The 26,455-nt window shown below is 61.0% G+C and carries 21 protein-coding genes and 1 tRNA gene; 12 read left to right on the top strand and 10 right to left on the bottom strand.

Going from position 1 to position 26,455, the window contains the following annotated elements:
• Position 1: 1 nt before the first annotated feature.
• On the bottom strand, positions 2–199 hold the full coding sequence (locus QP363_RS05650) for a DUF2613 domain-containing protein (protein WP_010188604.1): 198 nt from the start codon (positions 197–199) through the stop codon (positions 2–4).
• Between the two features lie 31 nt (positions 200–230).
• Positions 231–734 (bottom strand): universal stress protein, encoded by a 504-nt coding sequence (locus tag QP363_RS05655; RefSeq protein ID WP_070517712.1) that lies wholly within the window; start codon positions 732–734, stop codon positions 231–233.
• 58 nt (positions 735–792) lie between these two features.
• On the opposite strand from QP363_RS05655, the gene QP363_RS05660 reads away from it, so the two are divergent.
• From QP363_RS05660 to QP363_RS05690, 7 genes are all read left to right on the top strand, one after another.
• A complete protein-coding gene (locus tag QP363_RS05660) occupies positions 793–1,884 on the top strand; it encodes a glycoside hydrolase family 3 N-terminal domain-containing protein (RefSeq protein WP_284763283.1) in 1,092 nt (363 codons plus the stop codon).
• Positions 1,885–1,918: 34 nt separating this feature from the next.
• On the top strand, positions 1,919–3,610 hold the full coding sequence (locus tag QP363_RS05665; RefSeq protein WP_284763285.1) for a VanW family protein: 1,692 nt from the start codon (positions 1,919–1,921) through the stop codon (positions 3,608–3,610).
• A 3-nt stretch (positions 3,611–3,613) separates the two neighbouring features.
• Entirely contained in the window at positions 3,614–5,395 is a 1,782-nt protein-coding gene (locus QP363_RS05670) for an ABC transporter ATP-binding protein (RefSeq protein WP_284763286.1), read from the top strand.
• 640 nt (positions 5,396–6,035) lie between these two features.
• Entirely contained in the window at positions 6,036–7,520 is a 1,485-nt protein-coding gene (locus tag QP363_RS05675; protein ID WP_239235623.1) for a SpaH/EbpB family LPXTG-anchored major pilin, read from the top strand.
• Positions 7,521–7,713: 193 nt separating this feature from the next.
• On the top strand, positions 7,714–8,619 hold the full coding sequence (locus QP363_RS05680) for a class C sortase (RefSeq protein ID WP_306486443.1): 906 nt from the start codon (positions 7,714–7,716) through the stop codon (positions 8,617–8,619).
• Between the two features lie 4 nt (positions 8,620–8,623).
• The gene (locus QP363_RS05685) at positions 8,624–9,466 is read left to right on the top strand and encodes a hypothetical protein (RefSeq protein ID WP_083276507.1); all 843 of its coding nucleotides are present in this window, start codon (positions 8,624–8,626) and stop codon (positions 9,464–9,466) included.
• On the top strand, positions 9,466–12,969 hold the full coding sequence (locus QP363_RS05690; RefSeq protein WP_284763289.1) for a SpaA isopeptide-forming pilin-related protein: 3,504 nt from the start codon (positions 9,466–9,468) through the stop codon (positions 12,967–12,969). The genes QP363_RS05685 and QP363_RS05690 overlap by 1 nt, the downstream gene beginning before the upstream one ends.
• An 84-nt stretch (positions 12,970–13,053) precedes the next feature.
• Here the strand turns inward: QP363_RS05690 and QP363_RS05695 are convergent, their stop codons facing one another.
• From QP363_RS05695 to QP363_RS05705, 3 genes are all read right to left on the bottom strand, one after another.
• Positions 13,054–13,983: a class C sortase gene (locus QP363_RS05695; protein WP_070624245.1), complete on the bottom strand. Its 930-nt coding sequence runs from the start codon at positions 13,981–13,983 to the stop codon at positions 13,054–13,056.
• Between the two features lie 107 nt (positions 13,984–14,090).
• Positions 14,091–14,279 carry a hypothetical protein gene (locus QP363_RS05700; RefSeq protein ID WP_070448130.1) on the bottom strand — a complete coding sequence of 63 codons (189 nt, stop codon included), beginning with the start codon at positions 14,277–14,279 and terminating at the stop codon, positions 14,091–14,093.
• A 47-nt stretch (positions 14,280–14,326) separates the two neighbouring features.
• Positions 14,327–14,400 (bottom strand) — tRNA-Gly (locus QP363_RS05705).
• Positions 14,401–14,487: 87 nt separating this feature from the next.
• Here QP363_RS05705 and dcd point away from each other — a divergent pair.
• Complete coding sequence (dcd, locus tag QP363_RS05710; RefSeq protein ID WP_046645898.1) at positions 14,488–15,060, top strand: dCTP deaminase; 573 nt, start codon at positions 14,488–14,490, stop codon at positions 15,058–15,060.
• Between the two features lie 53 nt (positions 15,061–15,113).
• Positions 15,114–16,460, top strand: a complete 1,347-nt coding sequence (locus tag QP363_RS05715) for a UDP-glucose/GDP-mannose dehydrogenase family protein (protein WP_284763292.1) — start codon at positions 15,114–15,116, stop codon at positions 16,458–16,460.
• Here QP363_RS05715 and QP363_RS05720 read toward each other — a convergent pair.
• The gene (locus tag QP363_RS05720) at positions 16,390–17,616 is read right to left on the bottom strand and encodes a YibE/F family protein (protein ID WP_284763293.1); all 1,227 of its coding nucleotides are present in this window, start codon (positions 17,614–17,616) and stop codon (positions 16,390–16,392) included. The two genes, QP363_RS05715 and QP363_RS05720, sit on opposite strands and share 71 nt — an antisense overlap.
• Positions 17,617–17,737: 121 nt before the next feature.
• Between QP363_RS05720 and QP363_RS05725 the strand changes: the two genes are divergently transcribed.
• Positions 17,738–19,111, top strand: coding sequence for an HNH endonuclease signature motif containing protein (locus QP363_RS05725; RefSeq protein ID WP_284763295.1), 1,374 nt, complete (start codon positions 17,738–17,740; stop codon positions 19,109–19,111).
• Between the two features lie 78 nt (positions 19,112–19,189).
• Here QP363_RS05725 and QP363_RS05730 read toward each other — a convergent pair whose 3' ends face one another.
• The 4 genes from QP363_RS05730 to QP363_RS05745 all read right to left on the bottom strand — a co-directional run bounded on the left by QP363_RS05730 (position 19,190) and on the right by QP363_RS05745 (position 25,224).
• On the bottom strand, positions 19,190–20,413 hold the full coding sequence (locus tag QP363_RS05730) for a pyridoxal phosphate-dependent aminotransferase (RefSeq protein ID WP_070448124.1): 1,224 nt from the start codon (positions 20,411–20,413) through the stop codon (positions 19,190–19,192).
• 10 nt (positions 20,414–20,423) lie between these two features.
• Entirely contained in the window at positions 20,424–21,035 is a 612-nt protein-coding gene (locus tag QP363_RS05735; protein ID WP_236659372.1) for a DUF1707 domain-containing protein, read from the bottom strand.
• 19 nt (positions 21,036–21,054) lie between these two features.
• Positions 21,055–22,284 (bottom strand): cation:proton antiporter, encoded by a 1,230-nt coding sequence (locus QP363_RS05740; protein WP_284763298.1) that lies wholly within the window; start codon positions 22,282–22,284, stop codon positions 21,055–21,057.
• Positions 22,285–22,353: 69 nt separating this feature from the next.
• The gene (locus QP363_RS05745; protein WP_284763299.1) at positions 22,354–25,224 is read right to left on the bottom strand and encodes a (Fe-S)-binding protein; all 2,871 of its coding nucleotides are present in this window, start codon (positions 25,222–25,224) and stop codon (positions 22,354–22,356) included.
• A gap of 112 nt (positions 25,225–25,336) precedes the next feature.
• Between QP363_RS05745 and QP363_RS05750 the strand changes: the two genes are divergently transcribed.
• Together QP363_RS05750 and QP363_RS05755 are read left to right on the top strand one after the other, a co-directional pair.
• Complete coding sequence (locus QP363_RS05750) at positions 25,337–25,909, top strand: DUF6230 family protein (RefSeq protein WP_070563981.1); 573 nt, start codon at positions 25,337–25,339, stop codon at positions 25,907–25,909.
• Positions 25,899–26,363 carry a DUF6114 domain-containing protein gene (locus QP363_RS05755; RefSeq protein ID WP_246815786.1) on the top strand — a complete coding sequence of 155 codons (465 nt, stop codon included), beginning with the start codon at positions 25,899–25,901 and terminating at the stop codon, positions 26,361–26,363. Before QP363_RS05750 ends, QP363_RS05755 begins: the two co-directional genes overlap by 11 nt.
• The last annotated feature ends 92 nt before the right edge of the window (positions 26,364–26,455 follow it).

Raw genomic sequence — 26,455 nt, forward strand, 5'->3', positions numbered from 1 at the left:
GCTACTCGCGGGAGCCGTACTCCGGCCCGCCCATCACGGCATCAGAGGCCTTGACGGAATTATCGTTCGGCACGGCATCTGCCTGCGAGAATTGGGCAATGCCCAGGATGGTCACGACCCCCAACGCCACGCCGACGACAGCGCTGCCCAGGGCCGGGCCCAGGGTACGCTTGTTGAGGGAATCGCTGTCGAATGCCATGGCGCCAGATTCTAGCAGCTAAAAGCTGCCTTTAGGAGTCGCTTTCTTCCGCGTCGTCCTCATCATCGTTCTCCGGTGGCACGATGAAGACCGGCAGGCCCGCATTGCGCACGATGTACTCCGCCGTGGAATTAGTCCACAAGGAGCGGAAGCCGGTGAGCGCGCGGGTGCCGGTGACGATGACGTCGATGTCGAGTTCTTGGGCGGCGTCGACAATCGCGCTCTGAATCGTCGTCACGGATTCCACCAGGTGGGCATGGCCCCGCAGCCCCAAGGTCTCCGCCTTGGCGATGCCCTGGCGGCAGATGGCGAGGGCCTCCTCGTAGGCCGGATCATCTTCCACGCTCTCCGGCGAGACCGTGGACTGGTGCAGCCCGGTGCGGCTGACGGCGCGGGCGGCCTGGCGTGCGGACGGCTCCCACGCGGTGAGGATTTCGACGTCGGTGGGGCGCAGAAGCCGCGCGGCGTACTCGAGGGCGCGGTCGGCGCGGTCGGAGCCGTCATAGGCAATGAGCATGGTCTCTCCATTATTCATGTGGCCATCCTAACAACCAGATGTTGCCCGCGCGGGTGCTTCAGGCACACTGGTGGGCATGAGAAAAGCAATGCCCGCCCTCCTGTTGAGTGCTAGCTGTGCGCTGAGCGCGTGCAGCGAGGAATCCGTGCTTTCCGACGCCCCGCCGAGCGAAACCCGCGCCGCGCCCACTAGTGCCGCGTCGGGCGATGTGGCGCCGACTAGTGCCGCGTCGGGAGACGCGGCACCACCGGATGTCGCGCCGGAAGACGTCCGCGTCCGCGCCGCCGCCAAGCTCATGCCGCCGGCGCTGAACTACGAGGATGCCCGGGCGAAGCTCGAAGCCGGCGTGGGCGGGCTCTTTATCCCGAGCTGGGCCGACCCGGAACTGCTCAGCGATGGCCCGCGGGGAGTAAACGCTTTGCGCGAGGAAATGGGCCGTGACTTTGAAGTTTCCATCGATTTCGAGGGTGGGCGCGTGCAGCGCTTCTCCGAAATCTTGGGCGACTATCCCTCCCCGCAGGCCATGGCGGAAGGCCATAGCCCGGACGAGGTCGAGGCCCTGGCTACGGAGATCGGGCACAGCCTGCGCGCCCACGGCGTGACGGTGGACTTCGCCCCGGTGCTCGACGTGGATGGGGGAGACTTGGAGGTCGTCGGCGACCGCGCCTTCTCCACCGACCCACAGGCCGCCGGCGAGTATGGCGCGGCCTTTGCCCGCGGGCTGCAGGCCGCCGGCGTGAAGGCCGTGTTCAAACACTTTCCTGGCCACGGGCGCGCCTCCGGGGACACGCACCTGGGTGAGGCCGTCACCCCGCCCCTGGAAGAACTGTACGGACACGAGTTCGTGCCTTTTCACACAGCAATCCCGCAAGCCCCGGAAGCAGCGCTCATGATGGGCCACCTCGTGGTGCCTGGGTTAGGGGACGAACCCGCCTCCCTTAACCCGCGGGCCTACCAATTAGCCCGCGAGGAACTGGGTTTCGAAGGCACCATTTACACCGATGACCTGGGTGGAATGGCCTCCATCTCGGAGAACTTCAGCGTGCCGGAGGCCGTGGCCGCGGCGCTGGCCGCCGGGGCCGATATGCCGCTGTGGTCCACCGACGAGGACATCAACGCGGTCATCGACGCGGCCGCGGAAGTCGTGGCCCAGCAGGAGGGCGACTAGTAAAAACTAGCTGGCAGACGTTAATCTCGTACACGTGAAAAAGGCAATCGGACACAGGCAGCAGCGGCGCAAAGGGCTTCACGTCACCCTTGGCGTGCTCGTCGGCCTGATACTCATCGCCGGCATCGCCTATGCGTGGGATGTGATGGCCAACCAGCACAAGGTTCCGCGCGCGACGTCGGTTGGCGGCGTGGACATCTCCCGCATGGAGCGCACTGCCGCAGTGGAGAAGCTGGAGCAGGAACTCGGGGACGTCGCAGCCCAGCCCGTGGATATCCGTGCCGGGGAGAAAAGCTCGCAGCTTATCCCCCAAGACTCCGGCCTAAGCCTGAATTATCAGAAAGCCGTCGACGGCATTCCTGACGCTTCCCTGAACCCCTTCTCGCGCCTGTACAGCTTCATTAAGCCCACCCAGGAAATCCCTGTGGCCGTGGACGTCGATGAAGATCAGCTCTCCGGGGAGCTCGAGCGCGTTGGCAACGATCTGAAGATCGAACCGGAAGATGGAAACTTGGAGCTTATCGATGGCTCCCTCAAAGAGACCAAACCCAAGCTCGGCCAGGCGGTGGGAGAGGGGGAGTTGCACGAGGGCGTCGTAAAGCACTGGCTCGACCCCGAGGGCGTAGACGTCGAGCCGATGGTGGTGGAGCCTCAGATTAATGATGAGGCGATTGAGGCCATGCGCACCGGGGATGCCGCCCGCGCGCTGGATAACCCGCTCACTCTGAAGGGCGAGAACAACACCGCCGGCACCCTGCGCAAGCCGGAGATTTCCCAGTTCGTATCCATCGCCGCCGAAGACGGCGAGCTGCGCCTCAAGGTGGACAAAGACCGCGCGCGCGAGCTCTTCCAAGAGCGCATGCAAGGCTCCGAGGTGCCCGGCACCAACGCCAAGATTTCCTTCAGCGGAAATGACAAGCAGATCACGCCCTCGGTGGATGGCTCCATCATCGACTGGGAGAAAACCCTCGAGGGCTTCGAGGACCGTGTGAGCAGCGAGGACGACCGCGAATGGGACGCCGATTACAAGCCGGACCCCGCGGACTTCACCACGGAGATGGCGGAGAAAGCCACCTTCGATGAGACCGTGTCCGAGTTCTCCACCGGCGGTTTCTCTGGGGCCTCCGGCACCAATATCCGCCTGGTGGCCCAGCAGGTCAACGGTGCCGTGGTCAACCCGGGCGAGACCTTCTCCCTCAACGGCTACACCGGCCCGCGCGGTACCGCGCAGGGCTACGTGGAATCCGGCATCATCATCGACGGCCATGCCGGCAAGGCCGTGGGCGGCGGCATCTCTCAGTTCGCCACTACGCTCTACAACGCCGCGTACTTCGCCGGCATGGAGGATACCGCGCACACCCCGCACTCCTATTACATTTCGCGTTACCCGGCTGGCCGCGAGGCCACCGTCTATGAAGGTGCGATTGACCTGCAGTTCAAGAACACTTCGAACCACCCGGTGCGCATTGAGACCGACTTTGGCAACGACATCACCGTGCGCTTCAAGGGCGTGAAGACGGTGGACGTGGAGTCCGTCAACAATGGGCGCTGGGCCAAGACCGAGCCGCAGCGGAAATCGGTGAGCGAGGATTGCTCGCCGTCGTCCGGCGCGCCGGGCTTTACCACCTCCGATACGCGTATTATTAAGGATCTTTCCGGTAAAGAGATTTCCCGGGAAACCACCACCACGGTCTATGACCCGCAGCCCATCGTTACCTGCGGTTAAGCCATGACCCGGCCGATGCACACCGCGGTGAAGGACCCGGCGGACGTCGATCAGCTGGCCCAGCACCCAGTGAAATTTGTTCGCGTCGCCGGCCTGTTCGCCCCGCACCGCGGCACGCTGCTGCTGGTGGTAGCGCTCATCATTGCGACTTCTGGGCTGACCGTGGTGCAGCCTTTCCTCGTGCGCCGCACCGTGGACGAGGCGATTCCTGAGCACGACACCACGCTGCTGTTGTGGTTGGTCGGCGGCATGCTGGCCATTACCGTGGTCTCCCAGGCCATTGGCGTTATCCAGTCCTTCCTGTCGGCGCGGGTGGGGCACACCATCATGCACGAGCTGCGCACGCAGGTCTTTGCCAACCTGCAGCGCCAATCGCTGCAGTTCTTCACCAATAATCGGGGCGGTGAGATTCAGTCGCGCCTGACCAATGACATCGCGGCGATGCGCGGCATGGTGACCACCACGGCGACCTCCGTGGCCAGCAACCTCACCATGACGGTGGCCACGTTGGTGGCGATGGTGGCGCTTTCGCCCACCCTCTCGCTGTTGTCCCTGGTGGTGCTGCCTCCCGCAGTGTGGCTCACCCGCCGCGCCGCCGTTCTGCGCCGCAGCCTCATGGAGAAAAACAGCCGCGCGCAGGCAACGCTGCAACAGACCATTTCGGAGAATCTGTCCGTTTCCGGCATGCGTCTGGCGGCCACGTTGGGCGCGCAGGAACGCGTCTATGACGGGTTTGAGAAGACCTCGCGCTCCCTGATCCGCCTAGAGTTGGAATCGCAGCTGGCCGGGCGATGGCGCATGGCGCTCACCCAGATCATTTTCGGGGTCATGCCGGCGCTGATTTACCTGGTTGCCGGCCTGCGCCCGGGGATTACGATTGGCACGCTCATCGCCTTTTCTACCCTGCAAACCCAGATTTTCCGCCCCATCACCGGCCTGCTCAACGTGGGCGCGCAGTGGGTGGCGTCCATGGCGCTGTTTAGTCGCATCTTTGAGTACCTGGACCTGGAGCCCGAACTCAAGGAGGCCACCGAGCCCGCCCAGCTTGCCGACGCCTCCCTCACCCTTAGCCACGTTTCCTACCGCTACCCCGGCACTGACGCAGACGCGCTTTCCGACGTCTCCCTTTCCATCCCGGCCCACACCACCACCGCACTTGTGGGGCATACAGGCTCCGGCAAATCCACGGTGGCCTCCCTTCTAGCGCGCTTGGCGGATCCGACCGAAGGCTCCGTGCTCTTAGGCGGAGTCAACCTGTGTGACATTCCTGCCGAGCAACGCTCGGCGGTTATCGGCGTGGTTTCCCAAGAGACCTACCTCATCCACGGCACGGTGCGGGAGAACCTCCTCTTTGCGCAGCCTGATGTGAGCGAGGAAGAGATGTGGGCGGCCTTGCACGCCGCCCGCGTGGATGAGGTCATCGCCGCGCTTCCCGAGGGACTCGATACTCTCGTAGGCTCGCGTGGTTACCGTTTCTCCGGCGGGGAGCAGCAGCGCCTCTCGCTCGCGCGCACGCTGCTGCGCCGGCCACAAGTGCTCATTCTGGACGAGGCTACCTCGGCCCTCGACAACGAGACGGAGCGCGCCATCCAGGAGGCAGTGCTTGGCGCGGATGCTACCCGCTTGGTCATCGCCCACCGCCTGTCCACTATCCGCGATGCCGACCAGATCATCGTCCTCGACGCTGGCCGCGTGGTCGAGCGCGGCACCCACGCCGAGCTGCTTGCGTGCGGCGGTGCCTATGCGGCGCTTCTTCGTGCTGTCGACGAGGCTCAGAGTACGTAGAGAGCTCTTGTCAGGAATCTTAACGCTATTAACTCTTTGGTACGTGGGCTGTTGAAGGCTGAGAATCTAAATGAGTTCAGGGTACCTTGAGCGCTCTTGGTGACGCTTCCTTTTATGGGTCATCAAAGGGGATGTTCTACCTGGTGGTATTGGCAGCATATATGGTTCGTTTCGTCGTCGTTGGAAGGTGCTCTCTGGGAAGCTACTCTCCTGCGTGAAGCTTGCATTCTATGTAACGGGTGTAAAATCGAGCAGGCTTACCCCCTTAAAGGGGCAATTTGTTCAGTTTCACACAAAACTAGATGACGTCTCGAAAGCATTAGTTGAACTGCAGAAGGAGTCTTCACGTTTGGGTGGACCGTGCGGATTCTTGAGAAGTTTAGCCGGTTTTGCGGGGGGGGGAACTTTAGTCGGGGACTTTGCCCAACACGCTGGGGTAGAATCTAGTTATGTAATCCACAGGCTATCGTTAGTTAAGGTTGGGGCCTGCGTAGACGTTTCCACCTGAAAACTACTCTCGGCAGGCGAAAGATTCTTAGCAACGAGTCAGGTCATGGTGCGTGAACCGTGGGGAATGGATTGCACACAGCCAATGAGGCGCGGTGCCTCATTTCAGAACTCGTGTAAAGGACCAGTTTCCGTGAACAAGATCTCTCGTACCGCTCGTTCGGTTACTTTCGCTGCCGTCGTTGGCCTCTCTATGGGTATCTCCGCTCCGGGGGCCCTGGCGCAAGACGGTGCTGTCGATGCACAGCCTGCTGCTGAGCAGGGCGCCGTGAACAAGGCAAACATCAATTTCAACCAAAAGGGCTCTATCACCCTCTTCAAGAAGAAGGGTGCTGAGTCTGGTACTGCGGCTACCGGTAAGGAAATGGCAGGCGTTCCGGGTGAGGCTCTGTCTGGCGTGACCTACAAGATCACCAAGCTCGATTACGACCTGCAGAAGGATGATTGGGCGGCGTTCCCGAAGTCGGCTGCTGACGTCAAGGACGACAAGAAGACTGCGGAAACCAAGGAAGAAACCACCGGCACTGATGGCAAGGCAGCTTTCACTGATCTGCCTTTGGGCATCTACTTGGTAGAGGAAACTAACGCTCCGGACGGCATCGTTGCCGGTGCTCCGTTCATCGTGTCGGTGCCGATGGTTAACGAGGCATCGGATGCCTGGAACTACGACGTCATCGCGTACCCGAAGAACACGGAAACCAAGACCGAGAAGACTGTCAAGGATGCAGATCAGAACATCCAGGACGCGTACACCTACACCATCAACGCGGATGCTCCGACCTGGGGTGCGGGTAAGAGCCTGACCGCCTTCCGCTTCGAGGATCAGCTGGACCAGCGTTTGGACTTCCAGAAGGTCACCGAGGTCAAGGCTGGAGAGACCGCTCTGGGTGCCGGTGACTACGAGGTCAACAATCCGGCTGAGAACGGAAACAAGCTCGTCGTTAAGCTGACCGACCAGGGCCTTGCCAAGGTTAAGTCCGGTGACAAGATGTCTCTGACCTTCGAGGTCAAGCGCAAGGAAGTGGGCGACACCACTGAGCTGAAGAACCAGGCTGACGTCATCTTCAACAACCCGAACACCGGCAACGAGGTCAAGAACAAGACCAATGAGGTCGTGACCTACCACGGCAAGCTGAAGGTTGTGAAGAAGGACGGCAAGGAGGACGGTAAGGTCCTGGAAGGTGCTGAGTTCGAGCTATACCAGTGCACCGCGGCAAATAAGCTGGGCGGTAAGTTGACCGTCAAGGAGCAGGACAAGTGGACCACCGGTGCTGACGGCACCATCACCATCGACGGACTGCACGTCACCGACTTCGCAGATAACGCACAGGTCACCGACATCAAGAAGTTCTGTCTGAAGGAAACCAAGGCTCCAGCGGGCTACGCACTGCCGGAAAACCCTGTTACCGAAATTGAGTTCACCCGCGAGAACATCGCGAAGACTGGTGAGCTCGAGGGTGACGACGCCGTCACCCTTGTTTCTGAAATTGAAAACATCAAGCGCGACACCCCGAACCTGCCGATGACTGGTGGTGCCGGTGTGGGCATCCTGGCTGCTATTGGCGCAGCGATTGTTGCTGCTGGTGCTTGGTTCGCTCGTCGTACCGCGCGCAACTAATAGCCGGGCATAGTTCCGGTGGCGCAGACTGTCCATGATGGTCTGCGCTGCGGGTCGGGTAATCAAAATATGGTGCTCGACCCAGTGAGGGGACTGGGCTAGGTATAGACTTCAGTCCCCTTCATTCTCTTTCGTTGTAATCCCGGTCGCGCTGCGCTAGCGCGTGGGACATTCTTTTGGGTGGTGCGGGTCGTTGACTACGGTGGTAGGCCAAAATGCAGGCCGACGGCACAGGCGCCGTGGAGGCCTAGTCCTTCCGGCGGTAGTCGTTGTCGTCGGGTTGTTGGTGATGCTGTACCCAGTGGTCTCGACCGCATGGAACAATTGGAATGCCTCAAGGGTGGCGCAGGAATATGCGCGACTGGATAAAGAGACACCGGCGCAGGTTCAGGATTCGGTTTGGGATGCTGCGCATGCATACAACGAGGAGCATACGTCGGGTCCGATTCTGGATCCGTGGCTGAACCGTATCGGGGTAGACAATCCCGACTATGAGGCTTATCTGAATCAGTTGGGTGAGAACGAAGCGATGGCCCGCCTCGTGTTCCCGGAGGTAGACGTTGATCTTCCGGTATTTCATGGCACCGCAGATGAGACACTGCAGCGTGGACTGGGACATTTATATGGTTCTGATTTGCCGGTAGGCGGATCAGGAACCCACTCCGTCATTACGGGGCATACGGGTCTGGCAAATTCGACGATGTTTGATCACCTCGACTCTGCCACCGAGGGAGACGTGTTCTACATCCAGGTTGCTGGCCACAAATTGAAGTACGTCGTCGACAGCATTCAAGTGGTTCTGCCGAGTGAGGTTGATGGTCTACGGCCAGTCGCCGATCAGGATTACGTCACGCTGATTACCTGCACCCCGTACGGGATCAACACACATCGCTTGTTGGTACGTGGCCATCAGGTTCCTATGGAGCCGGGGGAGGAGTCGGTATTTGAAGGCTCCCACGGCCCGGGTTGGCAATGGTGGATGTACGCACTGTTGGCTGCGGTGATTGTCATTGGTTGCTGGCTGGTGTGGTGGCTGCGACGGCAGAAGGCGGCCGGAGCGCAAGAAATTATTGGTGAGGAAAGTAGCGTGCGGGAGTAAGGCGATGAAGAGGTTGACAAATACTTGGTCGGCCCGAATGGTTGCCGTCGGAGTAGCGTGTGCAATTGCGTTCGCTGGGCCGGGCATGGTTGCTGCGGGTGCGGTACAGGTTGTCGGGCAACAGACTACTGGTGCGGAACGCACCGTAGATACGGATACGGTGACTGTTCGGCTTACGCAGGGCAATCCCGACGACGATGGGCAGGCACCTTCGGGAAAGATTCAGGGAGTCACGATACATCTGGCCCGGCTCGCCGGCCTAGATCCAAACAACGCTGACGATGTAGCACGCGTGCAAGACGCGGGTCTGGCCGAGGTTCGTGAATGGCGTACCGACGTGCACGTGGACCAGGTCACCGATGCCAATGGAGAAGTGACCTTTGACGGTCTAGCGGATGGCTTCTACGTAGTGACGTCGTCGGCGCCAGATAACTCCTACCGGGAGATCAACCCATTTGTGGTAGCGGTTCCATTCCACACTGTGGCGGACAATCCGAAACCAGTGCCAGGAGTAATTGTGGCCAAGACTCACAAACCGGGTGAAACACCAACGCCGCCCACGACGCCGACTACTCCGCCGTCGCATCCGAATACGCCGCAAACAACTCCAAACTATCCACCGACTAAGCCTGGGAATCCGCCACACCAACCCGAGACAACACCGTCGAGTACTCCAGGTGCAGGTAAGACCTCCACTCCGGCAGCTCCGTCGGGGAACAGTGGCTCATTGGCGATGACCGGTGCACAGGTACTCGGTGTGGTTGCCGCAGCGATGGTGTTGATCGCCACTGGTTTCGTGATGATTGCCTTTAGTCGCAGGAAGAATTCAGAAAGCGAGGGACGCTAATGTCCTGGACAGATGCTCACCCGGCCGAGCCGGTAGTGTACCGCTGGCGAGCTTTTGCGGCGTTCATTGCTGCACTGGCTCTCATTGTTGGTGTTGCTGCACCGGCTGCTCTGCCCGGAATCGTTGGTGCCGTCGCCGAAGCACAAACCACGGCTCTGCGCACCGAGCTCGATTCTGCAGACCAGCTGAGCCTGACTGCTGGCGACTCCGCAACATTTGAAGGCCACTTTGTTGACGCCGGAACCGTGGAGGAGTTGGAGTTCACTGTTGAGACTGCAGGACTGGAGTTCGAAGGCTCGGCCTACACACTGACTATCGACGGCGAAGAGATCCCCGTCCGCGAAGGAGACAACCTCGTTGTAAAATCAACCAGCTCTTCAGTGACTTTCCGAATCACTGGCCTTTCTACTGACGTGCCAGCAGGAGCAGCTTTCTCATTGAAGACCCCAGCGGTCGCAGAGGATTCCGAACTTAGTGGGATGTCCGTCGATGTGCGGGGAGTAGCCGAGGAGACGCCCAGCACGTCTTCAACGGAATCCAGCGAAACCCCAGAAGCTCCTTCGGAAGTGACTGAGCCGCTGGAAATTGCTGACGTTGACGAGGCTCCAGCTCGCCTGATGGCAGCACCGAACATTACCCCGTACGCTGCAGGCGACCGAACCATCACGATGCAAAACGATGGTTACGTGCTCAAGGGAAGCCGCTATATCCCGAACTTTAAGATTCCGTCCGGTGAGCTTTTTGGCGGCCAGCTGTCCATTCCGCAAGGCACGGTGGTTACCCTCAAATCCAGTGTTAACAGTTATTTATCGACTAACGATGAGGACCTGACGATCTATTACACAGGTGCCAACGGAGGTTGGTATGAGGCGAAGGTGACCTACAAAAGGATTAGCGCCAAGGAATACCAAGTCACCCTGCCGCAGATTACTATTGGTGGCACCGCACAGATTCAGTTTAAGGGTGTTCACCGCGGGCCAGCCAATACAGTGTTTACAGCTTCCTTCACCGTTCCTGCGAAAGAGGAGTGCCAAGATCCGGTTACAAGCAGACAGCCAAAGCGCGATCTCACCCCAGCTGAATTTGCCGACGGTAGCCCTGTCTACGTTGTAACCAGTGAACCTAAGGATCTTCGCCGAGACACTTCCATTCTGAGCCGTCAAGTCAACCAAGGCCGAGACTTTCGCCAGGTGGGAGAGTCCACTCCCTGGGTGTACAATGCTCTAGCCTTTGATTCGAGTGATAACTGGCTCTATGCGGTGAGCCAGAGTCGCGGCCGAAATGGTGATCCTTGCTACCCGGCAGGAAATCTCCTTCAGATCAATCCGGCAACCGGTGAAGTATATAATCTTGGGCCTATTTTAAAGGCCGGAAGTACCGGTACCCCGTTTGAAACGAGCGGCGACCGGGATGTCCTCAACGCTGGCGTGTACACCAGCGAGGGATTCTTTGTGGGCAACACGTCCACTTCTGGTAGCCGTCACCTTTATAAGGTCGACGTCGACAAAGTCACGGCTCAACGCGTGCTAGGAAGCCAGAAGTCCTACTCGGAGGACTGGGCGGTGCTCCCGCAGGCCCAGAAGTATATGTGGGGTTTCCAGAGTAAGGCTCAGGCAGGCGACAAGCTTATCCTTGAACGCATTGACACACAGACCGGCGACATCAGGACCTGGGATCTCACCGGCATCAAGACCTTCGATGGGCGCACGATCTCGAACCCCTCTGCTTCTTGGGGCAAGGCGTGGACCTACTCCAATGGAAACCTGGGCTTTGGCTCGGGTAGTGCGAATGCGAATCAGCTGGGCTTTGAGCTAAAGATCACCAACCCAGATGATGATAGCCCGAAGTTCGAGCTGGTCAACATAATGAACAACCTGCCTGCTTCATTTAACACGGACGCGGCCTCCGACCTAGTTCCGCCACCGCCAGGGCTGCAATCAAACATTGCGGTGAAGAAGCAACGCTCGGAGACCAAGGTGGTAAACGGCGAGGTGCGTACTTTCTGGACCATCTCCGTGGAAAACACCACGGATAACACCAGTTCGGGCGGCACATTCTGGGAATACCTACCAACGGATACTCACTATGGAGTGAACGCTTCCGGTCCCACTGCGAAATTCGAGGGATTTGGAGCAGGATCTACCGAGGTCAACGGTCAAAAGCCCGGGCCTGATCAGATTGCGCCGGGAACTGGTATTTATGCAGGCATGATTGTCCCATCCGGAGCGGACGGTGAGTCCCGATACATGATGGGCTATGTTGGTACTCTTCCAGGGCACGCGAAGGTAGAGTATGTCGTCTCTGCGCCGGTGCGAACAGATGAATACGGGAACCTCAAGACGGTATGTAGTCCGAACAAGGTTGCTTTCCAGGCTACGGACGGGGAGTCTAGCCCGGCTGAAGATGACAACGTCGCTACTGAAGCCTGTTTCAATAAGGTTGCCGTCGACAGCACACCGCAACCTGTTCCTGGTGCAGCGAATGAATATACCGCGAAGTACAACGTCGTAGTTGAGGCACCGGACGCACCTGGCTTCGACACCAACGACGTGATCTACGGCAAGCTCACGGACACCCCGAGGTTTGTTGGTGCTGCCACGGTTACTGGGGCCACTGTGATCTTCAAGGACGAGTTCAACAAGACCAGCCAGCCGCGTGCGTACCAAGGTGCCGGCCCCTTTGAGCTCAACAAGAATGACACTCCGAAGATCATTAAACCCAAGGGTGTTGATGGAAGCACTGGGCAGCACGTCTACGAGGTAACGATGCGTTTCAAGCTGGATCGTTCAAAGCTGGACAGCACCTCTGTACCCGCCGGCTACCCGAGCCAACCTTCAGGAAACACCCGCTGCTACACCAAGGGTGGCCTGTACGAGCCTAAATTTGGCCTCATGAATGAGGCAGAAATGGGCGGCTGGAAGGATACTGACTGTATCCCGCTGGAGACCAAGGAAACGATGGACGTCCTGCTCGAAAAGGCGAGCTATAACCCGGACAACCCGGACGAGATCCAAACAGACGAGTTGCTTGACGGCGCGCAGTTCACAGTCCACCGCGGTGACGCTGACGGAAACCTTAGGCTGAACGCAGATGGCAGCGTTAACACTGATGCTAACCCCGTGGTGAAGCAATCCACGACCACCACCACGGGCCGTGTGAAGCTCGAAGGCTTGGATGCCCCTGGCGTTTATTACCTCATCGAGACGAAGGCGCCGAACGGCTATAACCTGCTGCCCGCGCCGATCAAGTTCTCGACGGAGTGGGATCAGAATGGCAATGCAGTCATCAAGGTGCTCTCCGGAGGGACCGCGATCACGAGTAATAGGTGCGCTGAGTCTGACACCGCTGCCAACTGTGTGAAGAAGATCGGCGTCCTTCAGGTCGCTGACATCACCAAGGGTGCACTGCCCAAGACCGGTGGTGAGGGCGTAGGCCTGTGGGCGCTCGCTGGTGGCGCGATTGTCGCGGCAGGGTGCCTCGCTTTGCGACGTCGCCCGGCATAGAACCACCGCTTGCGGCAACTTTAGAAAAGGCCCGCTCTTCCAATAACCAGGGAAGGGCGGGCCTTATTGCATGCTCATTGTCGGTTAGGAGTCCTGCGGGTCGTCGTCAATCACGGTGTCCTTGGCATTGCTGACATATTTGCGCCACCAGTAGATGAGAAGAAGCACGATGATGGCAGCGGCAGCCAGAATGGCCCACATCCACCACTGCCAGTGAATACCAGAGCTGTTGAATGCGGCCTCGTCTTCCGGATCCATTGGCACTCGGTGGCCGGTGACGAGCAAGCGGTGGGTATTTACACCGTAGGGGGTGCAGGTAATGAGCGTAACGAGGTCCTGGCCTGGCTCACGGTGGAGCGAGCTGGTGTCCGCAGGCTCGACGACCCGAATATCGTGCACCTCGTACTTGAGCTTCTCGCCGCCGGCGGCGATGTAGAAAGCATCGCCCTTCTTGACCTTGGTGAGGTTGTCCCACAGCGTGGCATTCTGTAGACCCGTGTGAGCAGAGAGCGCTGCGTGCCTGCCCTCGCCGTTCCCCACGCCACCGACAGGTAGGTCCGTGCCGTAGAGGTGGCCAGCGCCGCGGGAGAGTGCTCTTTCTGAGGTGCCGTGATAAATGGGCAGATCGGAATCAATAGAGGGGATGACGATGCGACCCATGGCATCGGTCTCTGACAACACAGACAGGTATTGGCGGTAGCGCTGGTACTCGGGAGAGTTCTCGTCATCGGTGGTGGTCCAAGCGTCTTCCACACTGATTTGGCCCAGCTGGGCGTTGTAGGCCTGTGCCTCCTCCCAGGCGGTGTGCAGTACTTCTGGCGGGGCTTGCTTCTCCAGCTTGGCGTATTCCTCGGCGGCGCGGGATTGGGTGTGGTTGTTCCACTGCGTGGCCACGACGGGGTAGAGCAAGACACCGAGACCGACGAGGATCAGAATTAACGCAATGATGGCGTTGGGGTTGACGCCCTTCTTCTTGGGTGCGTCGCTGATTTCCGCTGGTTCGTGCTTGCCCATTGTGTCCTGCCTGTGGGGTTTGTTACCGCACGCCCTGGTATTGACGTGGGGGTAATTTTTGAATCTCAGGCTAGGGACGATGTAGCTCTGAGAGAAAACGTGTCTGTCTAGTCGCCGATAACGAAGCACAGGGCTTCATACCGATTCAGAGTGGCCTCGTCGATGGCTAAAATTTGATCAACCGCGCGCTGTTCGCGGAGCTCATCGATTGTGCGGGGCGCAAGATCTTGAAGTACATGCTCACGTTCAGCGCGAAGCTCCGCTGTGGTTTTGGGCGTGAAGATAGGGGCTGTCATGGTCCATCCTGTAGGTATGAAATTAGTCCATGAACTGGGAAAATACGTGGAGCCGACGACGGGAATCGAACCCGCGCCAGCAGCTTGGGAAGCTGCAGTTCTACCATTAAACTACGTCGGCGCAATGCAGAATGTGCATCGTCGTAAAGCTTAGCACCGCCGCCGCCCGAGGCCATAAAAGGCCCAGTGGGGAGGTAGACTATCAACCGTGCTTCTTTCTGATCGTGATATCCGTGCCGCTATTGCCGCTGATGCTCCCGAGCGTTTGAGCATCGAGCCTTTCGACGCCGAGATGGTCCAGCCTTCGTCCATCGATGTGCGCTTGGACAAGTTCTTCCGCGTGTTTAATAACTCGCGCTACACGCATATTGACCCCAAGCAGGAAATGCCGGACCTCACCAGCGAAGTGGAGGTGGCCGAAGGCGACGCCTTCGTGCTGCACCCCGGTGAGTTCGTGCTGGGCGCCACTCTGGAGAAGTTCACCCTGCCGGCTAACCTGGCGGGGCGTTTGGAAGGCAAGTCCTCCCTGGGTCGCCTGGGCTTGCTGACGCACTCCACGGCAGGCTTTATCGATCCGGGTTTCTCCGGGCACATCACGCTCGAGCTGTCCAACACCGCGAACCTGCCCATTTCACTGTGGCCGGGGATGAAGGTGGGCCAGTTGGCCATCTTTAAGATGTCCTCCCCAGCAGAAGCTCCGTATGGTTCCGGCGCGTTGGGCTCGAAGTACCAGGGCCAGCGTGGACCGACGCCGTCGAAGTCCTATCTGAACTTCCGCTAAACTTTTCGTTCTCGCCGCGCGCTTCAGGTCAACCGCGCCTAAAATTCCCGGTTATGCGTATGACTGTGATTGGTACCGGCTACCTAGGCGCGACGCACGCCGCTTGCATGGCGGAGCTCGACCACGAGGTGCTCGGCGTAGATGTTGATGAACACAAGATTGAAGCTCTCAAGAACGGCCGCGTGCCGTTCTACGAGCCTGGCCTGCCAGAGGTACTCGAGCGCAACATCGAGGCCGGCCGCCTAGACTTTTCCACCAGCTATGACGACGCCGCGGAGTTCGCCAACGTGCACTTCCTCGGCGTTGGCACCCCGCAGACCCACGGCTCCTACGCCGCGGATCTCACCTACGTGAAGTCTGTCATCACGGAGCTCGTACCGCGCCTCAAAGGCGAGCACATCATCTTTGGCAAGTCCACCGTCCCGGTAGGTACCGCGGCAGAGCTGCAGCAGATGGCCGATGAACTTGCTTCAGGGGGCACCAGCGTGGAGATTGCCTGGAACCCGGAGTTCCTGCGCGAGGGCTACGCCGTCAAGGACACCATCACCCCGGACCGCATCGTTCTCGGCGTCGGCGAGGCAGGGCGAGCCGACGGTGAAAGCAGTGCCGAAGAGGTCGCCCGTGAGGTCTATGCCCAGCCATTGGCGCAGAACACCCCGTTCATCGTGACGGACCTGCAGACCGCCGAGCTGGTCAAGGTCTCCGCCAACGCCTTCCTGGCCACCAAGATCTCCTTCATCAACGCCGTGTCTGAAATCTGCGAGATTGCCGGTGCGGACGTGGTGAAGCTTGCCGACGCCATCGGCTACGACGAGCGCATCGGTCGCAAATTCCTCGGAGCTGGCCTGGGTTTCGGCGGCGGCTGCCTGCCCAAGGATATCCGTGCCTTCATGGCGCGCGCCGGCGAGCTGGGTGCGGACCAGGCGCTGACCTTCCTGCGCGAGGTCGACGCCATCAACATGCGCCGCCGCGACCGCGTCGTGGACCTGGCCAAGCAGGCATTCGACGGCTCCCTTTTGGGCCACCGCGTTACCGTGCTGGGCTGCGCTTTCAAGCCCAACTCCGATGATGTCCGCGACTCGCCAGCACTCTCCGTTGCCGGTTCGCTCTCCCTGGCCGGTGCCGCCGTGACGGTCTATGACCCGCAGGGTATGGAGAACGCGAAGAAGGTGTTCCCGACGTTGAATTACGTGGCGTCGGCAAGCGAGGCACTCAAGGACACCGAGCTGGTCATCCTCGCTACTGAGTGGCAGGAATTCCGCGACCTCGACCCGGCTGAGGCCGGCGAGCTCGTGGCCCGCCGCCACATCATCGATGGGCGCAACGTGCTCAGCGTCGATGCTTGGCGCGAGGTTGGCTGGACCGTCGAGGCGCTTGGTCGCGTCCTTCCGGCACAGTAAACGCCGCAATCGCGGTGGTCAGTGGCACCGCTAGTGTCAAGGCCATCGCGCCCAGAAGGGAGCGCAGAACCTCCGTGGCGACGAGGTCACTGGAGAGGATCTGCAGGGCTGGGCGCTGCGCCGCCGTGATGAGCATGAGCAGGGGCAGGGCCGCGCCGGTATAGGTCAGCACGATGGTATACACCATGGAAGCGATATGGTCGCGGCCCACCTTCATGGCTGACAGGAAAAGCGCGCCGGGCCCGGCTGCGGGGTCGGCGGCGTGGAGCTCGCGCACGGTGGAGGCCTGCGCCACCGCGATGTCGTTGAGGCTGCCGAGCGCACCGATGATGAACCCGCACAGCAGCACGCCCACCACGGAAACCCCAGGCATGTAGAGCAGCAACTTGAGGTTATCCTCCGAGCTCGAGCCTGTTAACGCGGTGCTGCTTATCGACGCCCACCCCAACGCCCCCGACAACGCTAGCGCCACCAATGCGCCTCCCAGGGCGGAGGCTGATTTCCAGTTCACGCCGTGCACGAGAGGAACGGCGAGGAAAAGGATGGCCGCGCAGGTCACGAGCGCTAGTGGCAGCGCCGAATGGCCCTCAATGAGAGAGGGGATGAGGTAGAAGAAGACGATTGCCAAGCTGATTACAAGGCCCACCAATGCGCGCAGTCCGTGCCAAGCGGCGAAGCCGACGATGACAAGGGCCGCGATGATAGCCCACAACGCAAGGTTTCCATTGCGCTGGAAATCAGCGAAGGCATAGGTGCCGTCGCTGGAAACTGTCAGAATTACCTCGTCACCGGGGTGGAGGGTCGGGTCACTGGCCACGCCATAGAATACGAGCTGCGTCTTGCGGCCTGCGTCTGCGCCGGAGGTCAGGTCAATGAGGGCGCGGGAGCAGGAGGTGTCGTCGCCCTCGGCGGGGATGAGCGGGGCCTCATCGAAGGCGCGGCCCGTGTGGGGATCGGAGCACAGGTGGTTATCCACGGTCTCCACGGTGCCTTCGACTTGTGGATGATTGAGGGCGTAGGTGGTGGAAAAGTCCGGGCTGGTGTGCTCAGTGAGCGCGCTGGTGGGGCGGAGGATGAATAGTCCCGCGAGGGTTGCGAGGGCCGTGATGGCAAGAAATCCTAGGAGCCCCGTGCGCCACGGGCTGAGGTTAGTCATGCCTACTATTGTGAATGAGATTCATAATAAAGAAAACTATTGATGACGCGATCAACAAGTTATCCACAGGCTGGCGGCGGTGCCGTTGTGTGAGGCGGGTGGGGCGTTTAGCGTTGCTGGCATGAACCTCGTGGAAGCGCATCTTCGCAGCCAGGCGGCGGGCATCGAGCTCGTCGCCGGCGTTGCGGGGCTCAGCTTCGAGCAGCTGCGGGCATGGGGTCCGGAGTCTGTGGCGCGTTCCTTGCTGGCGCTTTACGACGTCTACTTTGCCTCCACCTCCTTTAACCGTAAACAAGCGCGTGCCGTTTCGGCGGCGCGCGCTAATGGGCACGACCTGCCCACGCTGCTGCTCATTGAACGCTTCGCAGGAAGGCTGAAGAAGCAGCGTGAGGCGTGGGATTTGCGCATTGAGTTGTGCGGCATTGCTGGTGATGAAAAGGCCGTGGCCCGCTATGCGCGCAAGCGCATTGCTGAGCTCAACCCGCCGCCCGCGCCGAAGCCGGGCGTGACAATTCGCCGCGGCAAGGAACTGTCGAAACTCACGCTCACGGCCCCGGCCGCGCTCATCGAGGACCTGCGTCCCAACATCGACGAAGACGATCCCGTCGGCTCGTTTACGGCTGCGTTTCGAGAAGGCCGCCTCGCCCGCCCCGTACCCCAGACCCTCGCCGTCATGGAGCTTCCCGAGTACGCCACAATCTTGGGCCGCTTGGGCGACCCGTCCACCCCGCGCCCCGACTCCGCAGAATCGAATGCGCCTTCCTCGGCACCTCTTTCCTGCACAACAGCGTCTTCTGCAGCCACAACTCCTGCTTCCAGCCAGCCCGCCGACGCATCACCGCCTAATGATTCTGACGAGCCTGCCATCGGAGAGACATCCGGCCACGACACCACAGCGTCCGGTGAGCCCGCAGCGCCGGACCTTGGGGATATCGTGATTCAGCTATCCAACGGTGCCAAGATCACGGGCAAAGAGCTCATCGAGCGGGAGCTCGCGGAAGAAGGCCTCGTCATGCTCGTCGACCGCGTCAAAGGCCCCGTCGAACTCCACCGCACCCAGCGCGTTGCTTCGGAGAAGCAGCGCATCATGGCCAGCGGTGAGCAACCCACCTGTGCCTGGGGCCGTTGCCTGTGCGGCGCCGACTATTGCCAGATACACCACATCCAAGAATGGAGACACGGCGGCGAAACGAATCCTGAAAACCTCACCCCGCTGTGCAAATACCACAACGCTATTAACGGACTGCCGGGTCGTGGCCGCATCGTGCGGGAAAACGGCAAGGTTAAGTGGGTGCCGGCTGGTCCCCGCGATCCGCGGGAACCGGTACATCCGCACCGCGCACCACGCGCCCAGCGGATTCACGAAAACCGTCAAGACACAGTAAGCACCGTTGCGGTGCCTAGCACAAGCCGTCGCGCCCAGACCGCAAAGCCGGCCGAATCACCGACATCCACACGTTCTGAGCCGGGAAGTCCCGCCCCACCCGACTGCTAGCGTTTGAGCCAAGAGGCGCCTGAATGCTTCTGGCAGCGAGGGCGCCTCTTTACGCCTGCCCGATCGTGGGAAGCAGGGCTACTGGCGGTAGCTCACCAGGAAGTTGCCGAGCCGCTCAATCGCGTTCTCCAGCTGCGATGCCCACGGCAGCGTAACCACGCGGAAGTGATCCGGCGTAGGCCAATTGAAGCCGGTGCCTTGCACCATGAGGATCTTCTCGGCGCGCAGAATGTCGAGCATGAGCTTCGAGTCATCGTGGATCTCATAGACCTCTGGGTCCAAGCGCGGGAAGCAGTACAGCGCGCCCATCGGCTTTACCACGGACACGCCGGGAATCTCGTTGAGCTTCTCGTAGGCAATATTGCGCTGCTTGAGCAAGCGCCCGCCCTCACCGGTGAGCTCATAAATGGACTGCCGCCCACCCAGCGCCACCTGGATCGCGTGCTGTGCCGGCACATTTGGGCATAGGCGCGTGCCCGCCAGCAAGTCCAAGCCCTCGATGAAGCCACGCGCATGGGACTTCGGGCCCGTGAGCACCATCCAGCCGGCGCGGTAGCCGGCCACGCGGTAGGCCTTGGACAAGCCATTAAACGTGATCGTCAGCAAATCTGGGGCCAGGGAGGCGATGGAAATGTGCTTCGCACCGTCATACAGAATCCGGTCATAAATCTCATCCGCCAGAATCAGCAGGTTATATTCGCGCGCTACATCCACGATTTTCTGCAGCGTTTCACGCGAGTACACGGCACCCGTCGGGTTATTCGGATTAATGACCACAATGGCCTTGGTCTTCTCCGTTACTTTCGCGCGAATATCTTCAATGGAGGGATTCCAATCGTCCTCCTCATCGCACAAATAGTGCACAGGCGTGCCACCCGCCAGCGACGTCGCCGCCGTCCACAGGGGGTAGTCAGGGGCGGGGATGAGAACCTCATCGCCGTCGTCAAGCAGCGCCTGCGTCACCATCGAAATCAGCTCGGACACGCCGTTGCCCAAGTACACGTCATTGACGTCGAAGCTGGGGAAATCCTCCAGCTCATAGCGGGTTACAATCGCGCGCCGTGCCGGGATAATACCCTTCGACGTGGAGTAGCCCTGCGAGGTCGGCAGCGCCGCAATCATGTCGCGCATGATGACATCCGGCGCATCGAAACCAAACACCGCCGGGTTGCCGGTGTTGAGCTTCAGAATGCTGTGCCCGTCGAGCTCCATGCGCTCGGCCTCCGTAGAAACCTCGCCGCGAATATCGTAGGCAACGCCCTGTAGTTTGGTGGATTGATCAAAAATCCGGTTCTGAGTCATGCCGGATATGTTACTTCTGGTTCCACTGTTCCAGCTTGCGTTTGGCCAGATTCATCGCATCCCCAGTAATTTCACTTGCTTGGCGACGCCTCTCCGCCCACTGCGCCTGCTCCAACGCCCGCATCTGCGCGCGTTCTTCAGCGCCGGCGGCTTTCAGCTCGCGCATGCGCTGGCGCTCGATCTGTCGCGGCGACGGACGGTGCCAGGACTCCGGCCCCACCTTGGCCACGTAGAGCATGATCCACAACGCGGGGATGAGGAAGAGCAATCCGGTGCCGGTGAGTGCGGCGGTGACGCCGGACAGAGCAGCGAAGGATGCAATCGAGCCGAAAAAGAGCCCTAGCGAGCCAACCAACGCGGTGGCCAAGCGGGGTTTCCGGGTTGATTGGTAGGCGCGGGCGACCTCACCTTGGGAGTAGATCTTGAGCTCGCTGCTGGCCTTGGTGGGGATATCCATGAAGACATCTGCCAGTTCGCGGCGGGTCGTTGCCTGCATCACCGCGTCGGTGCGCTCCTCAAACTCATCCATGGTGAGGCGACCTTCACCCAACGCCTGGGCGAGGTCATTGACGGCGTCGGTCCGTTCGGCGTCGGAAAGCCGCATGCTGAAAGGATTAGTCACATTGGCTATTTTAACAGCCTTAATCCTCTGCCTTTGCGGGTTCCTTTTCGCGCACAAGGCCGGAGAGGAACGGGAAGATTGCAACGGTGAGCGCGCCGCCGGCGATGAAGATCGAGGCGATCTCAGAATCGACGATGCCCGAATCCACCGCTAGCGTCATCACCGCCACGATAATGGGCAGGCCGGTCGCCGCGTAGAGGGCAACCTGGATGCGTTCGCGGGTGGTTTCGACGTTGGAGCCGGTTTGGTGAAGGTTTTCGCGTAGGAACACCGGCAGGCCGCGGGTCACCAGGATGAGCAGCGGGATGCCGAGGACCTTGATGGGTTCGTCCAGGATGACGTTCCAGTCGATTGCCATGCCGGAAACCACGAAGAAGACGGGGATGAGCATGGAATAAAAAACCACGTCGAGGCGGTTTTCCAAGCCTTTATGGAACTCATCGGGAATGATGCGGTTGAGGATGATGCCCGTTGCAAAGGCGCCCAGGACGATGTCGAGTTCGAATACCGCCGTCACTGCCATGAGGATGGCCAACATCAGGATGATGAGACGCATGATGGTTTGGTTGGTGGAGCCCGCCCCGGAGATGAAGGCATCCTTGAACCACGGCATGAGGGTGGTAATGGCGAAGGGCATGACGGCCACGGTGACCGCGATTGCGATGAAGGCGAGAAGAATCAGCATCGTTGTCCACGTGGAGCGCGAGCCCAACAGGAGTGCCATTGCAGTAATTGGCGCGACCTCACCGATCGCGCCGTGGATGACCACGGAATCGCCCACTCGAGTGCCCAGGAGTTTGTCCTGTTTGAGCATCGGGGTGATGGTGCCCAGTGCAGTCGAGGTCAAAGCGATGGCCATGACGATGGCGCTGGGGATGTCATCCATGAGGAAGTAGGCGCCGACGCCACACGCCACCACGCAGATGAGCCACGTGGATAGCCCTGTGGCGGCTTCCTTCGATTTCAGGGCGGCGAGGTCAATTTCGAAACCCGCAAGGAGGAACAGCGCGCCCACGCCGAGCTCCTTGAGCATGCCAATGCCGGGGTCTTCGTGCGCCAAGCCCAACATCGAAGGGCCGATGAGCATGCCGAAGAAAATAAGCAGCGCCACGGCCGGCATCTTCTTGCCTAGGGCATGGGATACCAACGGTGCTAGCAGCGCTACCGCCATGATCCATGCGAAGGACACCAGCGAGTCGGTGTAATTGCTTTCGCCCGAGGCGAGGACGTAGGTCACGTCAGTGTGCATGGAGTAGAGCGTACCTGTGGGGTATCAGGCACGCCTACCTTGCGCGGCGTTGATGTGGCCGACGTCGCACTAGTCCTTGCTTTCCGACGCCCCTTCCTCCGGAGCCTGCGGCGCAGCCGGAGCCTTCGGCGGGGTAATCGGCGCGGACGGAGCGGCGGGTGCTGCTGGCGCAGTCGGAGCTTTCGGCACCGAAGGAGTATCCGCGGGTGCTTGCGGTGCCGCGGGCGCTGCCGGAGCTACGGGTGCTTGCGGTGTGTTTGGCGTTGTTGCAGCCTTGGGCGCCGCCGGGGGAATTGCTGGCGCTGCCGGAGCGCCGGGAACGTTTGGTGTTGTCGTAGCTTTGGGCGCCGCCGGGGCAGTCGGTACAGCGGCCGCGTTTGGCGTCGATGGTGCACCGGGTGCCTGGGGTGCGGCAGGTGCTGCGGGGGCGTTCGCTGGTGCCTGGGGCGCGGCGGGTGTGTTCGCTGGTGCCTGCGGTACAGCGGTTGCGTTCGGTGCCGGAGTGTTTGCAGATGGAGCCCCGGGCGCGTTCGGTGCGGGCGGTGCTGCAGGTGCTTTGGTAGCACTTGGTGCCGTAGGAGCAGTTGGAGCTCCTGCCACCTGAGGCGTAGTTGGGGCCTGCGGGGCACTGGGAGCCGTTGGCGAAGCCGCGCTGGGTGCAGTCGGCGTTGATGGCGCCTGCGGTGCGCTCGGCGCGGCGGGTGCTTGCGGTGCGCTCGGCGCGGCGGGTGCTTGCGGTGCGCTCGGCGTGCTGGGGGCAGATGGCGCTGCGGGCGTGCTCGGCGCGTTGGGCGCGGATGATGACGCGGGCGTGCTTGGCGCTGCGGGTGCTTGCGGCGCGGTGGACGGGATGCTGGAAGCCTCCTCCGAGGCGGGCTTTTCTGGGACGGGTTCGCGGCGGGGCGTATCGAGGAAGGCCTTCTCGCGCGCGGCGGGAAGTTCGCCAGTGGGGGCAATGGCGTCGCGCAGCATGAGCGCCACATCGCTGACCTGTGTCTGCGGCGCGATGGACTTCACGCCACCGGTGAGCATGACATTGCAGAACGGGCAGCCCGTCGCAATCTGCTCCGCGCCCGTCGCCACGGCCTGCTCCGAGCGGAACTCATTAACCCGATTTCCCAAGTTTTCTTCCATGAACATGCGCGCGCCACCGGCACCGCAGCAGAAGGCCGCATCGCGGTTGTGGTCCATCTCCGCAAGCGATGCACCGGTCGCCTCGACGAGCTCACGCGGCGGGTCGAAGACCTTGTTGTGGCGGCCCAGGAAGCACGGGTCGTGATACGTAACGGGTCGGCGATTCTCCGGGGAACGCGGCACGGGCACGAGCAGCTTCTCCCGCACCAAACGGTTGAGCAGCTGCGTGTGGTGCAGCACATCGAAATGGCCGTCGAAGTCCGGGTACTCGTTGCGAATCGTATTGAAGCAGTGCGGGCACGTCGTGATGATTTTGCGCTGGCCCTTCGGGACGCCGGCGAAGGCGTCGTTAAGCGTGGCAACATTCTGCTCCGCCATCACCTGGAACAGGAACTCATTGCCGGCACGGCGCGCCGGGTCACCGGTACAGGTCTCGCCCGTGGCCAGCACACCGAACTTCACGCCGGCGGTGTGCAGCATGTCCACCACCGCGCGCGTCGTGGCGCGGCCCTTGTCGTCGTAAGCACCCGCGCAACCGACCCAGAACAGGTACTCCAGGTCCGAAAAGTCGGCGGCGTCCTCGCCGATGATCGGCACCTCGATGCCGTCGGCACGCGCCTCATCAATCCACGCGCGCCGCTCCGAAGCGTTGCGGCCCCACGGGTTGCCCTTCGTCTCCATGTTCTTAAACAGCCCGGTCAGCTCCGACGGGAAGTCGGATTCCGCCAGCACCTTGAAGCGACGCAGGTCCGCCACGTGGTCGATGTGCTCGATATCCACCGGGCACTGGTCCACGCACGCACCGCAGTTGGTACAGGACCACAGGACGTCATCATCAATCGTGCCCGCCATCGCCAGCACGTTGAGCCCCTCGTGTGGGTTGTAGTTATCCAGCGCGCTCTGGCGCAGGTCCATCATGAGCTTCTTCGGGCTCAGCGGTTTGTCGGTGTTCCATGCGGGGCACAGGTCCTGGCAGCGGCCGCATTCGGTGCAGGAGGAGGCGTCGAGAAGCATCTTCCAGCTCCCTGGCTCGAGGTCCTCCAAGTCCGGCGTGGGGAGAGCGCCCAGCGCCTTCTCGCCGTCGGCGTTGCGTTGGAAGAAGATGTTGAAGAACGCCATGAAGCGGTGCCACATCACGCCCCATTGGAAGTAGTGGGCGATGCACGCGATGAACACCAGGCCCGTGAGCAGCTTCACCAGGGCAAAGAATTGCACCATGCTTGGCGACGCCTGCATAACCCCCGCCACACGCATCGTCAAGAAATCAGCCCACGGGGAGCCACCGCCGTACGTGGCGATCGCAGCGGCCTTGACGGCGAACATGCCGAGGCCTTCGAGGAAGACGATGGCCTCCACCAGGCGTGCGGGGAAGACCTGCGAATTGTAGAAGCGGCTGCCGCGATCGGTGTGGCCGAGCTTCAGGCGCACGCCGATGAGGAAACAGATACCGAGCACGGTGCCGATGGCGAGGACCTCTTCGATGAAGTGGTACACCGGCCAGTCGCTGAGCCACGGCCAGCCTTTATCGGGCGCGAAGGTTTGGATATAGGCCTCGAACCACACGATGGCGCCGAAGAGGAAGCCCACCATCACGAGCCAGTGCGCGGCGTTGACCAGCGGCCGGCCTTTGAAGTGGGTATGGCCGAAGACTTCGATGAGCACGCGGCCGAGGCGCGCCATGGGGCGGTCGGTACGGTTCAGCTGTGTGGGCCCGCCGGAGCGGATGAACCGAAACAGCACCGTGAGGCGGTAGAAAAAGTACAGCCACACCGGGACCGATGCGGCGATGGCAATCCAGCCGAACATGAGCGCTCCTTTGATTGCTGCTGTGCGTGCCTCCTACCTTAAATCCTCGCCGTCTAAATCAGTGAGTCAGGATTCAGCTATCATCTTGAGGGCTAAGAATTCAGGAGGCGTTGTGGGCAGAATCAATGTTCCGAAGGCCGCAGTGGGCCTCGTTGCGGGCTTCGCAGCATTCGGAGTGGCCGGAGTTGCGGTTGCGCAGGGCGGTCTGACGGCGAATCTGGCGCTCTCGGGTACGTTCTTCAACGTCAACATTCGTCACTTGGAAGGCGATGGCTTTTCCTTGTTTGTGGATAGCGACAAGAAGGGCGAGGAGGATGTTCCCACCGCGCGGCTAAAGATGGAACACGCCGTGGCCTCGGATTTGTGTCTTTATGTCACCACTGACCTGCCTGCGGTGGGGGAGTCCACGCTCGCGCTCAAGGCGAAGGGCGATAACAGTGTGGAGGCCACTGGTCTCCTCGTTGGTGCGTCGAATATCGAGGGCTCGCTGGTCATGCAGGACGCGAACGTGGGCATCGACGCCAGCCAGCTGTCCCAGTCCGCCGACCCGGGGACGTGGGGCCTCTATGCCAAGCAGGTTTCGCTGACTGCCGACGACGTCCGTGCCACCTCCCTCGGCGCGAAGACCTTGTCAGCGAAGAACGTGGGCGTCTCTGTGGAGCGGGGCCGCGGCAATGTCTGCTGATCACGCTGGGGATTCCGACGCAGCACTGCATGGAGCGGAAGCGCCGGATTCTCTCGATGTCGACCAGGCTGTAGCTCCCGCGGCAGCCACAGGCGGGGTGTGGGCGCGGTTTAAGGCGTGGCGTGACCGGCGGCCGTTCTTTCCGGGGTTGCTGCTCATACTTTCGGGAATCGTCATCGCTATGCCCGCCTATTTCACGGTGCAGATTTCGGATTTACTCGTGATGATTTCCACGGTATCGGGTGTGTCCACGCTGCTCATCGGGGCGCTGCTCGTCATGTTTGGTCTCGGTGCGTGGTTCCGTCCCACCACTGCGACGTACCTGGGCGTGCTGGGCATCATCGTGGCCGTAATCGCGCTTCCCACCTCCAACCTGGGTGGCTTCCTCATCGGCTCAGTGCTCGGCATCGTTGGTGGCGCACTGACCTTGGCCTGGGAGCCTAGCGATGGTTAATTGCCGTCGTTTGCGTTGGCATCAGAGCGTGGTTCGCCCTGCGCGCGTGAAGGTCGGGGTAGCCGTGCTCAGCGCGCTAATCCTGGGGAGTA

It is taken from the genome of Corynebacterium sp. UMB6689, assembly GCF_030215295.1.
Lineage (GTDB): Bacteria > Actinomycetota > Actinomycetes > Mycobacteriales > Mycobacteriaceae > Corynebacterium > Corynebacterium aurimucosum.